Genomic DNA, 12,978 nt, shown 5'->3' with positions numbered 1-12,978 from the left:
GGCGCGTCCTTCGCAAGAGATGGAGCTGTCGGATGGCTGAGCTGGACGGCGTGCGGATCGGCGTCACGGCCGAGCGGCGCGCGGACGACCTGATCGGCGCGTTGCTCCGGCACGGCGCGGAAGTGCGGCACGCGCCGACGATCACCATCGTGCCGCTCGCCGACGATCCGGAACTGCGCCGCGGCACCGAAGCCGTGCTCGCCGCGCCGATCGACCTCACCGCGGTCACCACCGGAGCCGGGTTCCGCGGCTGGCTCGACGCGGCCGAAGGCTGGGGACTTCGCGAGGCGCTGGTGGACGCGCTGTCCGGGTCGCGCATCTTCGCACGCGGACCGAAAGCGGTCGGCGCGGTGCGGGGCGTCGGCTTGCGCGAGGAGTACTCCGCGCCCGGCGAGACCAACGAGGAGCTGTTCGGCGCGCTCACCGAAGCCGGTGTCGCGGGCGCGCGCGTGGCACTGCAACTGCACGGCGCACCGCTGCCGGAGTTCAGCGATCCGCTCGCCGCGGCCGGGGCGTCGGTGCTCGCGGTACAGCCCTATCGCTGGCACACGCCGCCGAATCCGGAGCCGGTGTTCTCGTTGATCCACGAAGTGTTGTCCGGAGAACTGGCCGCCTTGGTGTTCACCAGCGCTCCGGCCGCAACGAATTTCCTGGCACTCGCCGACGAATCCGGCCGCGGCGCGGAGCTGCGCGAGACCCTGCGCGGTGGCACGGTCGTCTGCGCGTGCGTTGGTCCGGTTACTGCGGCACCGTTGGAGGCGGCCGGAATCAGCACGCTACAGCCGGAGCGTCAGCGGCTGGGCGCGTTGGTGAAGCTGGTGGTCGCGAAGCTGGGTTAGGACGCTTCGGCCTGCTGTCGTCCCGCGGCTTCTTCGCTGAGACCTTGCCGCCAGTAGCCGGTGAAGCAGATGGCTGTCTTGTCGAAGCCGCGCTCGCGGACAAGGTGTCGCCGAACGAGCTTCACGACGCCTGCTTCGCCGGACACCCACGCGTACGGCGTGCCATTGGGCAGCTCGGCCGCGCGTACGGCCTCTACGAGCGCTTCGCCGTGCGTACGCGCACCTCGGACCACCCAGTGCACTTCGACCGCACCGTTGGTCTCGAAGGTCTGTCGCTCCGCGCGGTCCGGAATCTCGATGTACACCGACGCGCGCGCTGACTGCGGCAGCCTCTCGAGAATGCCGCCGATCGCGGGCAGCGCGGTTTCGTCGCCGACCAGCAGCTGCCACGTCGTCCCGTCCGGCACGTCGTACAGCCCGTGCGGCCCGAGGAACGCCACCCGACCGCCGACCTCCGCCTGCCCGGCCCACGTCGACGCCGGGCCGCCGCTCTCCTCGTGCAGCACGAAGTCGACGTCCACCTCGCCGGTCTCCGGACGCGCCGCGCGCACGGTGTACGTCCGCATCGGCGGCCGGACGTCGTCGGGCATCGCGAGGTACCGGCGATACCAGGACAGAACGTCGTCGTCACCCGTCTCGGCGGGCGGCAGGTTCGGCTCCTCGTCGCCGGGGAGCGGGAAGAACACCTTCACGTACGCGTCCGGCGCCACCGGGCCCGCCGCCGCGAGACCGGGGCAGTCGAAGGTGATCCGAGCCATGTGCGGGGTGACCCGCCGGACCGCGGTGACCCTGCCGTGGTGGTAAGTGAGGACGCCCATGAGGTGAGGCTAACCTAAAACCGGCGGGGCGGGCTATGGCCGGGGAGGATGGCGGAGGCCACGCTTTCCGGTGCCGGCGGGCGGCTGGGTGTCCGGTCGTGAGGGGGACCGTCACGGACTCTGCTTCACGGAGGGTTCCCCGCACGGACTTCCGCGGAAGCTCCGCCGTGGCTCGTCCCGGCCGCGCTGCGGCGTGGCACCGAACGCGATTCGATGCCCAGCAGGCACACCGGGTGGCCGCCGAGGTGCACGTCCTGCACCGCTGAACCGGCACCGGGTGCGGTAGCCGGCATCTGCCGGGCCTCGGTGTGGTCCGAAAGGCTCTAGAACAACCCGGGCGGCTCGTCCTCGTTCGGGCGCCAGCGGTAGTTCCGCCGCGGTAGGCGGCATCTGCCGAGCCTCGGCGTGGTCCGAAAGGCGCTAGAACAACCCGGGCGGCTCGTCGGCGTCAGGCTCGTCCCCGTTCGGGCGCCAGCGGTATTTCCGCAGGTCCACCTTCTCGCCGTCCGCCAGCACGCCTTCCGCGCGCAACCGTTCGAGCTGTTCGTGCAGCAGGTGCGGCGCGGGGGTGCCGTTCGCGCGGAGGACGCGGTGCCAGGGCAGGTCGTGGCCGTCCTCGGCGAGGACCCGGCCGACCATGCGCGGGGAGGGGGCGCCGGAGAGCGCTGCGACGTCGCCGTACGTCGCGACTGTCCCCGCGGGTACGTCGGCGATGACTGCGCGTATCCGCTCGTGCAGTTCGTCGTTCATGACCCGGCTGAGGATAGTCCCGCCGAGGGGTGTGCCGGTGCGCCACCCGGGTGAGTGGGCATGGTTCCATCGCTGATGTGCACGTGCGGAGAGCAGGGAACGGGCAGGCGCGGCTGGTGCGCCCGCCGGTCCCTGTCACACCCACGTTCACCTGGGACGAAGACGCTCGCCGGCTGCTGTCGGCGCCGGCCGGGTTCCGTCGGGTGCTCGGCGGGCCGGGCACGGGCAAGACGGCCTTGCTCGCCACCGCGGCCGCGCGCCGGATCGCCGAGGGGGCGGATCCGGAGAGCGTGCTGCTGCTCACGACGTCCCGCCGGGCGGCGGACGCGCTGCGGGCCGACCTCACGCGGCGGCTCACGTCGGATCCGGATCAGGAGTCTCCGCTGCCGCGCACGGTGAGTGAACCCCTCGTGCGCACAGTGCATTCGTACGCGTTTTCCTTGCTGCGCCTGGAAGCTCGCGCCGAGGAACTGCCGCCGCCGCGGTTGCTCGCCGGGGCCGAGCAGGACGTCGTCGTGCGCGAGCTGCTGGAGGGCGACCTGGAGGAGGGCGCGACCAACTGGCCGGAACAGCTGCGTCCGGCGCTGACCGTGCCCGGGTTCGCCGAGGAGTTGCGCGACCTGCTGATGCGGGCGGCCGAACGCGGGCTCGGGCCGGAGGATCTGACCGAACTCGGGCATCGCCAGGACCGCGAGGAGTGGGTCGCCGCCGGGCACTTCTGGGCGCAGTACGAGGAGGTCACCCAGCTGCAGGGGGCGGGCGGCAACGCGCTCGGCCTGCCCGCCGCGCCCGCGCTCGACGCCGCGGAGCTGGTGACGTCGGCGTTGCTCGCACTGGAGGACGACGAGGAGCTGCGCGAACGCGAGCGCGGCCGGGTCCGGCACTTGTTCGTGGACGACGCGCACCACCTGGATCCGTTGCAGGTCCAGCTGATCCGCACGATCGGGCACACCGCGGAGGAGTTCGTGGTGGCCGGCGACCCGGACCAGTCGGTGTTTTCCTTCCGCGGCGCGGACCCGAAGCTGTTCGCGGACGCCGACAACGACGGCGACCGGACGGTCCTGCTGACCACGTCGCACCGGCTCGCCCCGACGGTCCGGGCGGCGGTCGCGAAACTCGGCGCGACGTTGCCTGGCGCGTCACCGCATCGGAAGTTGGTTACGCCGCAAGGGAAACGCGGTGGCAAGGTTCGGGTGCGATTGATGCCGACCCCGGCGGCGGAAGCCAGCTGGATCGCCGATCAGCTGCGTCGGGCGCATCTCGTCGACGGCGTGCCCTGGTCGGAGATGGCGGTGCTGGTGCGGTCTCCGGCACGGACTTTCCTTGTGCTGCAACGTGCTTTGCGGGCGGCGGGGGTCCCGATTGGATCGGCGACCGAAGAATTGCCGTTGGCGAAGCACTCCGCGGTACGGCCGTTGCTGGCGGTGTTGCGGATCGCCGCCGAGCCGGAACTGCTCGACGTCGACATCGCGGAGATGCTGCTGTCCTCGTCGCTCGGCGGGGCGGACCCGTTGGCGTTGCGGCGATTGCGACGTGGTCTGCGCCGGCTGGAGCTGGCGGGCGGCGGGCAGCGGTCGAGCGACGAATTGCTCGTGGAAGCGTTGCGCGGCGGGGACATTCTCGTCGGCCTCGCGGACAACGAGGCGTTGCCGGTGCGCCGGGTCGGCAATCTGCTGAGTGTCACGCACCAGGCGGTGAGCCGCGGGGAAAGCGTCGAGCAGGTGCTGTGGGAGCTGTGGCAGGCGAGCGGACTGCAGGAACGGTTGCTGCGGTTGGTGGATCGCGGCGGCTCGCTCGGCGCGCAGGCTGATCGCGACCTGGACGCTGTGGTGGCGTTGTTCGATTCGGCCGGCCGGTATGCCGACCGGTTGCCCAAGGCGAGCGTCGCGGCGTTCGCGGATTACCTGTCGTCGCAGAACATCGCGGGCGACACGCTCGCTCCGGCGGCGATTCCGGGCGAAGGGGTTTCGCTGCTGACCGCGCACGCTTCGGCGGGTCGCGAGTGGACAGTGGTAGCGGTCGCCGGAGTGCAGGAGGGCGCGTGGCCGGATCTGCGGCTGCGCGGTTCGCTGCTGGGCGTGGAGCGATTGGTCGACCTGCTGTCCGGAGTGGACGAACACGACAAGGTGTCCGCCATCGCGCCGATTCTCGCCGAGGAACGGCGGCTGTTCTACCTCGCGGCGAGCCGGGCGCGCCGGACGTTGCTGGTGACCGCGGTGGCCGGAGAGGACGAACAGCCGTCCCGGTTCCTCGACGACCTGGAGGAGAACGGCGCCGACGACGGCATGCTCGACTCCCGGATGAAGCCGCCGGGCCGGTCGCTCGTGCTGGCCGAACTGGTCGGCGAGCTGCGCGAGGTCGTGTGCGACGACAAGGCGGATCCAGACCGCCGGAAGCGGGCGGCGAAACAGCTCGCCCGGCTGGCCGCGGCTGGGGTTCCGGGCGCGCATCCAGACACTTGGTACGGGTTGATGGAAGCGTCCACAGAGGACCCTGTGCACGGGCCCGGCGACCTGATGCGGATCTCGCCGTCCACTGTGGAAATCCTGGTGAAGTGCCCGCTGCGCTGGTTGATCGAGCGGCACGGCGGCAGCGATCCGGCGCAGCTGGCGGCGGTGACCGGAACTCTCGTGCACGGTCTGGCGCAGGCGATCGCGGGCGGCAGCACTGAGGAGCAGATCCAGGCCGCGCTGGACGAAGCGTGGGTGCGCGTGGACGCTGGCGCGCCGTGGTTTTCCCGGCGCGAGCGGTCCCGGGTGGAGCAAATGCTGCGCAACTTCGTGTCGTGGCTGGAAAAGTCGCGGCAGGAGCTGATCGAGGCCGGGGTCGAACAGGACATCGAGGTCGAGTTGCCGATGGGCGACGAAGAGGTGCGCGTGCTGCTGCGCGGGCGCGTCGACCGGGTCGAGATGGACAAGGACGGCCGTCCGGTCATTGTGGACATCAAGACCGGCAAAGTCCCGGTCTCCAGTGCGGACGCGGAGAAGCATCCGCAGCTCGCGGCGTACCAGCTGGCGGTGCTGCTGGGCGCGGTCGAGGGCAAGAACACGCCTGGCGGCGCGAAACTCGTGTACGTCGCGAAGGGGAACAACAAAACCGGGGCGACGCAACGGGACCAGCCGCCGATGGACGAGGACAGCGGGCGCGAGTGGCTGGAACTCGTGCGCTCGGCCGCTGCCGCCGCGGTCGGTCCGGACTACCAGGCGCACGAGAACGCCGACTGCGACCGGTGTCCGGCGCGTGGTTGCTGCCCGTTGCGTCCGGAAGGGCGTCAGGTGACCGGACCGTGAGCCCGGTCGTTGTCGCTAACCCGGTCGGACCCGCGGAAATCGCGGACGCGCTGGGCTTGCACCGTCCGACGCCCGAGCAGGCGACCGTGATCGCGTCGCCGGTCGAGCCGTCGCTGGTCGTCGCGGGCGCGGGCGCGGGGAAGACCGAAACCATGGCCGCGCGCGTGGTCTGGCTGGTGGCCAACGGAATCGTCAGCCCGGAACGGGTGCTCGGCCTGACCTTTACCCGGAAAGCTGCGCGTCAGCTCGGCGAGCGGGTGCGGGCGCGGTTGCGGCGGCTGGCCGGTTCGGGGCTGCTGGAGCGGATCGATCCTTCGGGCGCGTTGCGGGCCACTGTGGTCGCTGGCGAGCCGACGGTGCTGACCTATCACGCGTATGCCGGACGGTTGCTGTCGGAACACGGTTTGCGGCTTCCGGTGCAGCCTGGGGTGCGATTGCTTTCGGAGACTTCGTCATGGCAGCTGGCGCACCGCGTGGTGTCCACTTGGGACAATGACCTGGACACCGACCGGGTGCCGCCGACGGTCACCGCGCAACTGCTCGCGCTGGCCGGTGAACTGGGCGAGCACCTGATTTCGACGGAAAAACTCGGGCAGTACACCGAGTGGCTGTGCGAGATCATCGAAAACGCTCCACGCGCTAAAGGCCAGCGTGCGTCGCTTCCGGTGAAGCTGCAGGAAGTGCTGGCGGCACAACGTTTTCGGCTGGCTTTGCTCCCGTTGGTCGAGGATTACCACCGGCGCAAACGCGCGGAAGGCGCGCTCGACTTCGCCGACCAGATGTCGCTGGCCGCGCAGCTCGCCGAGGGATATCCGGCGGTGGTCGCGGGGGAGCGCGAGCGTTACGGTGCGGTGCTGCTCGACGAATACCAGGACACCGGGCACGCGCAGCGCGTGCTGCTGCGGTCGTTGTTCGGCGGCGTCGAGCATCCGCCGATGCCAGTGACCGCGGTCGGTGACCCGGCGCAGGCGATTTACGGCTGGCGCGGCGCGAGTGCGGCGAACCTGCCCCGATTCACCACGGACTTCCCCCGCCGCGGCGAGGAACGGCTCGAAACCGCGCACGAATTCGGGCTGCTGACCAGTTTCCGCAATCCGCCGGAGATTCTGGAATTGGCCAACGCGATCTCGGAACCGTTGCGGCAGCGGGGACTCGGCGTCGAACGGCTGCGGGCGCGGGACGGCGCCGGTCCGGCGGACATCGCGGTCGCGCTGCTGCCGGACGTGCGCGCGGAACGCGAGTGGGTCGCCGACCAGATGGCGCAGCGGTGGCATGCGGAGAAAGAGGAATCCGGCAAGCCGCCGACTGCCGCGGTGCTCGTGCGGCGACGGGCGGACATGGCTCCGATCGCGGCGGAAATGCGGATGCGCGGGCTGCCGGTGGAGGTCGTGGGCCTCGGCGGGCTGCTGGACGAACCGGAGGTCGCCGATCTCGTGTCCACGCTGCGGGTGCTGGCCGATCCGCTGGCGGGCAGCGCGGCGGCCCGGCTGCTGACGGGCGCCCGCTGGCGGATCGCGGCGGCGGACGTCGCGGCGTTGTGGCGGCGGGCCAACGAACTCACCTCGCCCGAACCGCGCGCGAAGGAGGGCGAGGAACCGGAACTGGTCGCCGAACGCGCGGAACAGGCCGGGCTGATCGACGCCGTCGACGAACCCGGTGCGCCGGAACGGTATTCCGCGGAGGGATACCGCCGGATTCGCCGCCTGGGCGCGGAATTGACCGCGCTGCGGCGTCGGCTGGATCAATCGCTGCCGGAATTGGTGGCGGACGTCGAACGCACGATGCTGCTCGACGTCGAATCGCTCGCCCGCCCCGGTTCGGCGGGCCGCGCGCATTTGGACGCGTTCGCGGAAGTGGTCACCGATTACGCGGAGACCGCGCCGACCGCGACTCTGCTGTCCTTTGTGGACTACCTGAACACCGCGGCACACGCGGAAGACGGCCTCACGCCCGGTGAGGTGCAGGTGGTTCCGGATCGCGTGCAGGTGCTCACCGTGCACTCCGCCAAAGGGCTGGAGTGGGAAGTGGTGGCTGTTCCGCATTTGGTCGCCGAGGTGTTTCCGGGCAAGCGCCGTTCGTCCTCGTGGTTGCGCACTTCTACTGCGCTGCCCGCGCATTTGCGCGGTGACGCGGCGGACCTGCCTAAGCTGCAGATCGCCGAAGGTTATGACCGCAAAGAAGTGCAGGAAGCGCTGGAACTGCACGAGGAAGGGTTCGTCGCGCGAGAAGCCGACGAGGAACGACGGTTGTGTTACGTCGCGCTGACCCGCTCCGAGCGCGCACTGCTCGTTTCCGGACATTGGTGGAACGAGAGCAGTACGCGAGCTAAAGGGCCGTCGATCTTCCTGTCGGAAATCGCCGAGGTGATGAACGAGGCCGATCCGCCGCTGGGCGTGGTGGACGTCTGGGCCGACGAACCGGCAGAAGACGAGGAGAACCCGCTGGTCGCGGATTCCCGGACGGCGCGGTGGCCGGTGGATCCGCTGGGCGACCGGCGGTCCGGCGTGGCCACCGGGGTGGATCTGCTGCTGGCGGAAATGGCCGCGCTGGAAGAAGAACCCGAACCCGAGGCAGAACCGCTGCCCGCGGCCGACGACGACGAAATCCCGCTGCCGCCGGAACCGGAAGACGACTACCCGCCAGACGACGAATACTTCGAAGACGACGAGGACGTCGTTGATCCGGAGGACCCGGACGGCTGGGCCGCCGACACCGACGTCCTCCTCGCCGAACGCGCCCGCTCGCAGTCCACTGTGGATCGAGTCGCCTTGCCCGCGCAGCTGAGCGTGAGCCAGTTGGTCGACCTGGCGTCCGACGCGGACGCTTTGGCGCAACGCCTGCGTCGACCGCTTCCGTTGCCGCCCAACACCTTCGCGCGCCGCGGCACCGCGTTCCACAGCTGGCTGGAGCAACGGTTCTCCGGCGACCGGCTGCTGGAAATCGACGATCTTCCCGGCGCGGCGGACGTCGGCGAAGCACCGGACACCGATTTCGAAGCCCTGCAAGAGGCTTTCGAGAACAGTGAATGGGCCGACCGGGTTCCGGTGGCGGTGGAGGTGCCGTTCTCCGCGGACGTCGAAGGCATCACTTTGCGCGGCCGGATGGACGCGGTGTACGCGGACCCCGACGGCGGCTGGACCGTCGTGGACTGGAAGACCGGCTCCGTCCCGTCCGAAGAACGGTTGCCAGCCTTGGCGATTCAGCTCGGGGCGTACCGGCTGGCGTGGGCGGCGCTGAAGAAAGTCCCGGTGGACCGGGTACGCGCGGCCTTCCATTATGTCCGACATGGACACACGCTGCGCCCGGCCGATCTGCTGGACGCGGAAGGCCTGCGCGCCTTGCTGCGGAACGTGCCGCAGGAGTAAAAGCTAGGCCCGATCGCGCACGGTCAACGCCCAGCTCACCAACGGCCACTGCAACGGCAGCCGCAGCCACGCCACCGCGCGGTCCCGTGCCGGACGCCCGCGGCGCTGATAATCCAACGCCATTTTCACATTCCCCGGAAAGACCCCGACGAACAGCAGCGCCGCCGCCAGCCCGCCCAGCCGACGCGTGCGCGGCAAGGCGATCCCGGCGGCGACGGTCATCTCGGCGACGCCCGAGGCGTACGTCCAGGTGCGCCGGTCACCGGGCAATTCCTTCGGGACCAGCGCGTCGAACGGCTTGGGCCGGACGAAGTGCATAACGCCCGCCCCGGCGAGGAGGACGGCGAGAAAATGCGCCGGACGTTGCGACGCGCGAGGCTCGGACATGCGGCAAGCCTGCCACAGCAAGAACCTCGGGACGGATGTGCGGGTGCTCCGATTGGGTTATCCTCCCGGCTGTGAGTGACGCCGAACGCCCGCGGGGAGCCGGTGCATGAAGGCCTTGAAACGGCTGCCCCTGAACGTCCGGTTGAACGACCGGCCCGACCACGAGCTCGTCGGCGTGATCCGGATGCCGGAACTCACGGTCAGCCCGATGCGGTCGATCGTCAAGCGGATCATCGGCGCGCTGCTGGCCCTGCTCGCCACGGTGCTGATCGTCTACCTCGACCGGGACGGCTACCGCGACGCCAACGGCGACGGCCTCTCGCTGCTCGACTCGCTCTACTACGCGACGGTTTCCCTCTCGACCACCGGCTACGGCGACATCGCCCCGGCCACCGCGTCCGCGCGGCTGGTGAACGTCATCGTGATCACGCCGCTGCGGGTGCTCTTCCTCATCGTCCTCGTCGGGACCACCCTGGAAGTGCTCACCGAGCGCTCCCGGCAGGCGTTCAAAATCCAGAAGTGGAGGACGAAGGTGCGTGACCACACCGTCGTCGTCGGTTTCGGCACGAAGGGCCGCTCGGCGGTCAACGCGCTGCTCGGCGACGAGGAGGTGCAGGCCAACCGCGTCGTGGTCGTCGACACCGACCAGCAGGCGCTGGACGCGGCGAGCGCGCTCGGCCTCGTCACCGTGCACGGATCGGCGACCCGGGCGGACGTCCTGCGCGTCGCCGGCGTGCAGCACGCGCGAGCGGTGGTGGTCGCGCCGAACCGCGACGACACCGCCGTGCTGGTCACCCTCACCGCGCGCGAGCTGGCTCCGAAGGCGCACATCGTGGCGTCGGTGCGCGAGGCGGAGAACGTGCACCTGCTGAAGCAGTCCGGGGCCAACCAGGTCGTGGTGTCGAGCGAGACCGCCGGACGGCTGCTCGGGATGGCGACGTCCAGCCCGCTCGTGGTGGACATGGTCGAGGACTTGCTCACGCCGGAGTCCGGCCTGGCGATCGCCGAGCGCGGCATCGAACCGAGCGAGGAAGGCGGCTCGCCCCGGCACCTGGGGGACATCGTGCTCGGCGTGGTGCGCGACGGGGTGCTCTACCGGGTGGACGCTCCGCAGGCGGACGCGCTGGAACCGGGGGACCGGCTGCTGTACGTCAAGAAGGTCACGCAGGTCGACCACATCGAACGCTGAGGTTCGCCGGATTTCGCTTCCTCGGCATCGCGCGCCGGGACTACTCGCGCGCATCCGCTGACTCCGCACCCGCTGCTGAGCCGACGCCCATGCCGCATTGGGGTGCATCGCGAGCCCCGATGTGGCCTTGGGTGCGTCAGACGCACCCAAGGCGGAATGGGGAGTGGCGGTGCGGCGAGTGGAACCGGGGTCGGCCGGGTGGGCGGCGGATGCGGTCTGGGGCGGTGGCGGGTGCGGTGTCTCGGGTGGTGGGCACCGTGATGGATGCGGTCTCGAGCGGCGGCTGGGGCGGTGGCGGGTGTGGTGTCTCGGGCCGTGGCGGGTGCCCTAGTGGGTGCGGTCTCGAGTGGTGGCGGGCTCCGTGGCGGATGCCGTCTCGGGTGGTGGCGGGGATGCGGCCTCGGGTGGCGGCGGGTGCTGTGGCGGATCCGGTTTCGGGTGGCGGCCGGTGCCCTAGTGGGTGCGCTCTCGGGTGGTGGCGGGCTCCGTAGCGGATGCCGTCGCGGGTGGCGGCCGGTGCCGGAGCGGATGCGGGCTCGCCCGGGGTCCCCCGTGCGCGGGCACCTCACTGGGTTTTGCCCCCGGCATCTGGAAGCATGGCGTCGTGCAGGTTTCCGACCCCCCGCATAAGAGCCCCGTCAAGCGGGGGCTGCAGGTGGGCATCCCGGTCGCGGCCGGGGTGCTCGTCGTGGTCTTGGCGTGGCTCGCCGGCCCGGGGCTGCTCGGCATCCACCCGAAGTCGCCCGGCGCGCCGGTGGACGCCCAGATCACCAAGGCCGTCGACTGTTCCGTTCCCGGGGCGGCCGAAACGGTCTCGTTCAAGCTCGGCGGCAAACCGCGCCAGGGCGCCCTCGACAGCTGCGGGCACGGCAAGGACGAGCACCTCCAGGTGCTGGTCTCGGACGACGCCCCGGCGGACGGCGTCGTCTCGGTCACCATGCCGGACACCACCGCGGGCGCGCAGGACCTGCGCGCGCCGATCGCGCTGGCGCTGCTGGTGTTCGCCTGCTTCTGCGGCGGGATGTACGCCTACCTGGTGATCCGCGGTCCGGGCAAGCTCGCGCTGCTCAGCTGAAGCCGCGACCACTACGCCCGTAGTGCCGCAGGCGATCAGCTGACGTCCGAGGCGGACGCGGCGAAGGTGTTGCAGTCCGCGATCCGGTTGTCCTTCGCCCCGGCGCGCCACCACTGCGCGTAGTGCGCGTTGGTGCCGTGGTCGTGGCTGCGGGAAGTGTTGTCCCCGCGCGTTTCCTGGTCGTTCCAGGCCTTGTTGTACATGTCGCGGGTGATCGTGCCGCCGCGGTCGACGTGCGCGCCGAGGAACATCCCGGAGAAGCACTGCGCCTGGAGTTCTTTGCGGCGCGACATGTCCAGGCCCTCGGGGCTGTTCTGCCCGGCCGCGTAGATCTTCTGCCACGCCGCGTCCATGATGCCCGCGACTTCCTGCACGTGGTGGCCGTACTCGTGGGCGAACAACGCCAGGTAGACGCCGGGGTTGTTGCCGTACTGGTCGGTCTGCAGGCCCTTGAACGGGACGTACAGGTTGTTCTCGCAGTAGTACGCCGCGGTGGCGATGCCGACCTGGATGGTGCCGCATTCGGTGTCGAAGCTCGGCCCGGTCGGGAAGTGCAGCGCGGGCGGCGTGAACGGCAGGTGGTAGGACTCGAGGAACGGGCCCCACGCCGCGTCGAGGCATTTGCTCGCCGCGGTGAAGAACGCTTCCGCGCCGTCCTGCGTGCTCGTCCACGGCGGCAGGTTGCAGACGCGGTTCTGCAGGCCGGCGTTGGGGTCCTGCAGGATCGGGTGGTCGGCCAGCTTGAGGATCTTGTGCGGGCCCGCGCTGGTCGAGGTGCCCGGGCTGTCCGAGGGACTGGTCGGCGTGCTCGAAGCGGTGGAGGAACCGCTGGTGGGCGGCAGTTCGTAGGCGGACGTCGGCGAGGGCGGCGCGGCCTGGTAGCCGGCGTTGCTCGGCCCGGAACCGCGGTTGAGCGAAACGATCGCGACGACGCCCAGCGCCAGCACCGCGACCGCGCCCAGGCACAGCCCGACGATCAGCCCGGTCGGCTTGCGCGGCGGCACCGGATAGGACGGCGGCTGCTGCCACTGCGGACCCTGCGGCGGCGGACCCTGGTACGGCGGCTGCTGTCCCTGATACGGCGCCTGTCCGGGCTGGGCCTGGTAGGAGCCTTGCGCCTGGCCCGGGTACTGGCCCGGCGGCACCGGTCCTTGGCCCGGCACCGGCGGCGGTTGAACGGTCCCGCGTGGCGGCACCTGGCCGTAGGGCGGTTGCGTCATCAGGGCAGTCCCGGTGGGTCTCGGCGCGGGCCGGGCGTTCCCCGG

General features: G+C 70.7%; 9 protein-coding genes. 5 read left to right on the top strand and 4 right to left on the bottom strand.

Features of this window, described 5'->3' with window-relative positions; genetic code table 11:
• The first annotated feature begins 32 nt into the window (after positions 1–32).
• A complete protein-coding gene (locus F9C11_RS01400) occupies positions 33–839 on the top strand; it encodes a uroporphyrinogen-III synthase (RefSeq protein ID WP_409183144.1) in 807 nt (268 codons plus the stop codon).
• Here the strand turns inward: F9C11_RS01400 and F9C11_RS01395 are convergent.
• The gene (locus tag F9C11_RS01395; RefSeq protein WP_409183143.1) at positions 836–1,657 is read right to left on the bottom strand and encodes a siderophore-interacting protein; all 822 of its coding nucleotides are present in this window, start codon (positions 1,655–1,657) and stop codon (positions 836–838) included. The two genes, F9C11_RS01400 and F9C11_RS01395, sit on opposite strands and share 4 nt — an antisense overlap.
• A gap of 420 nt (positions 1,658–2,077) precedes the next feature.
• Positions 2,078–2,407: an MGMT family protein gene (locus tag F9C11_RS01390; protein ID WP_409183142.1), complete on the bottom strand. Its 330-nt coding sequence runs from the start codon at positions 2,405–2,407 to the stop codon at positions 2,078–2,080.
• A gap of 116 nt (positions 2,408–2,523) precedes the next feature.
• Here F9C11_RS01390 and F9C11_RS01385 point away from each other — a divergent pair, with 116 nt between their 5' ends.
• Both F9C11_RS01385 and F9C11_RS01380 read left to right on the top strand, forming a co-directional pair.
• Positions 2,524–5,697, top strand: coding sequence for an ATP-dependent helicase (locus F9C11_RS01385; RefSeq protein WP_409186785.1), 3,174 nt, complete (start codon positions 2,524–2,526; stop codon positions 5,695–5,697).
• Entirely contained in the window at positions 5,694–9,062 is a 3,369-nt protein-coding gene (locus F9C11_RS01380; RefSeq protein WP_409183141.1) for an ATP-dependent helicase, read from the top strand. The genes F9C11_RS01385 and F9C11_RS01380 overlap by 4 nt, the downstream gene beginning before the upstream one ends.
• Before the next feature lie 3 nt (positions 9,063–9,065).
• On the opposite strand, the gene F9C11_RS01375 is transcribed toward F9C11_RS01380, so the two are convergent.
• Complete coding sequence (locus F9C11_RS01375; RefSeq protein ID WP_409183140.1) at positions 9,066–9,449, bottom strand: DoxX family protein; 384 nt, start codon at positions 9,447–9,449, stop codon at positions 9,066–9,068.
• Positions 9,450–9,555: 106 nt separating this feature from the next.
• On the opposite strand from F9C11_RS01375, the gene F9C11_RS01370 reads away from it, so the two are divergent.
• Both F9C11_RS01370 and F9C11_RS01365 read left to right on the top strand, forming a co-directional pair.
• Entirely contained in the window at positions 9,556–10,638 is a 1,083-nt protein-coding gene (locus F9C11_RS01370; RefSeq protein ID WP_409183139.1) for a potassium channel family protein, read from the top strand.
• A 604-nt stretch (positions 10,639–11,242) separates the two neighbouring features.
• Positions 11,243–11,713, top strand: a complete 471-nt coding sequence (locus tag F9C11_RS01365) for a hypothetical protein (RefSeq protein WP_409183138.1) — start codon at positions 11,243–11,245, stop codon at positions 11,711–11,713.
• Positions 11,714–11,748: 35 nt separating this feature from the next.
• On the opposite strand, the gene F9C11_RS01360 is transcribed toward F9C11_RS01365, so the two are convergent.
• Complete coding sequence (locus F9C11_RS01360; protein WP_409183137.1) at positions 11,749–12,933, bottom strand: neutral zinc metallopeptidase; 1,185 nt, start codon at positions 12,931–12,933, stop codon at positions 11,749–11,751.
• Positions 12,934–12,978: the final 45 nt, after the last annotated feature.

Source organism: Amycolatopsis sp. VS8301801F10 (genome assembly GCF_046195355.1).
GTDB lineage: Bacteria > Actinomycetota > Actinomycetes > Mycobacteriales > Pseudonocardiaceae > Amycolatopsis.
This window is presented reverse-complemented; position numbering and strand designations above follow the sequence as displayed.

What these genes read in the sequence shown, in the direction of transcription:
- F9C11_RS01360 (WP_409183137.1), bottom strand. Translation starts at nt 12,933, where the DNA reads ATGACGCAACCGCCCTACGGCCAGGTGCCGCCACGCGGGACCGTTCAA.
- F9C11_RS01390 (WP_409183142.1), bottom strand. Translation starts at nt 2,407, where the DNA reads ATGAACGACGAACTGCACGAGCGGATACGCGCAGTCATCGCCGACGTA.
- F9C11_RS01400 (WP_409183144.1), top strand. Translation starts at nt 33, where the DNA reads ATGGCTGAGCTGGACGGCGTGCGGATCGGCGTCACGGCCGAGCGGCGC.
- F9C11_RS01395 (WP_409183143.1), bottom strand. Translation starts at nt 1,657, where the DNA reads ATGGGCGTCCTCACTTACCACCACGGCAGGGTCACCGCGGTCCGGCGG.
- F9C11_RS01370 (WP_409183139.1), top strand. Translation starts at nt 9,556, where the DNA reads ATGAAGGCCTTGAAACGGCTGCCCCTGAACGTCCGGTTGAACGACCGG.
- F9C11_RS01375 (WP_409183140.1), bottom strand. Translation starts at nt 9,449, where the DNA reads ATGTCCGAGCCTCGCGCGTCGCAACGTCCGGCGCATTTTCTCGCCGTC.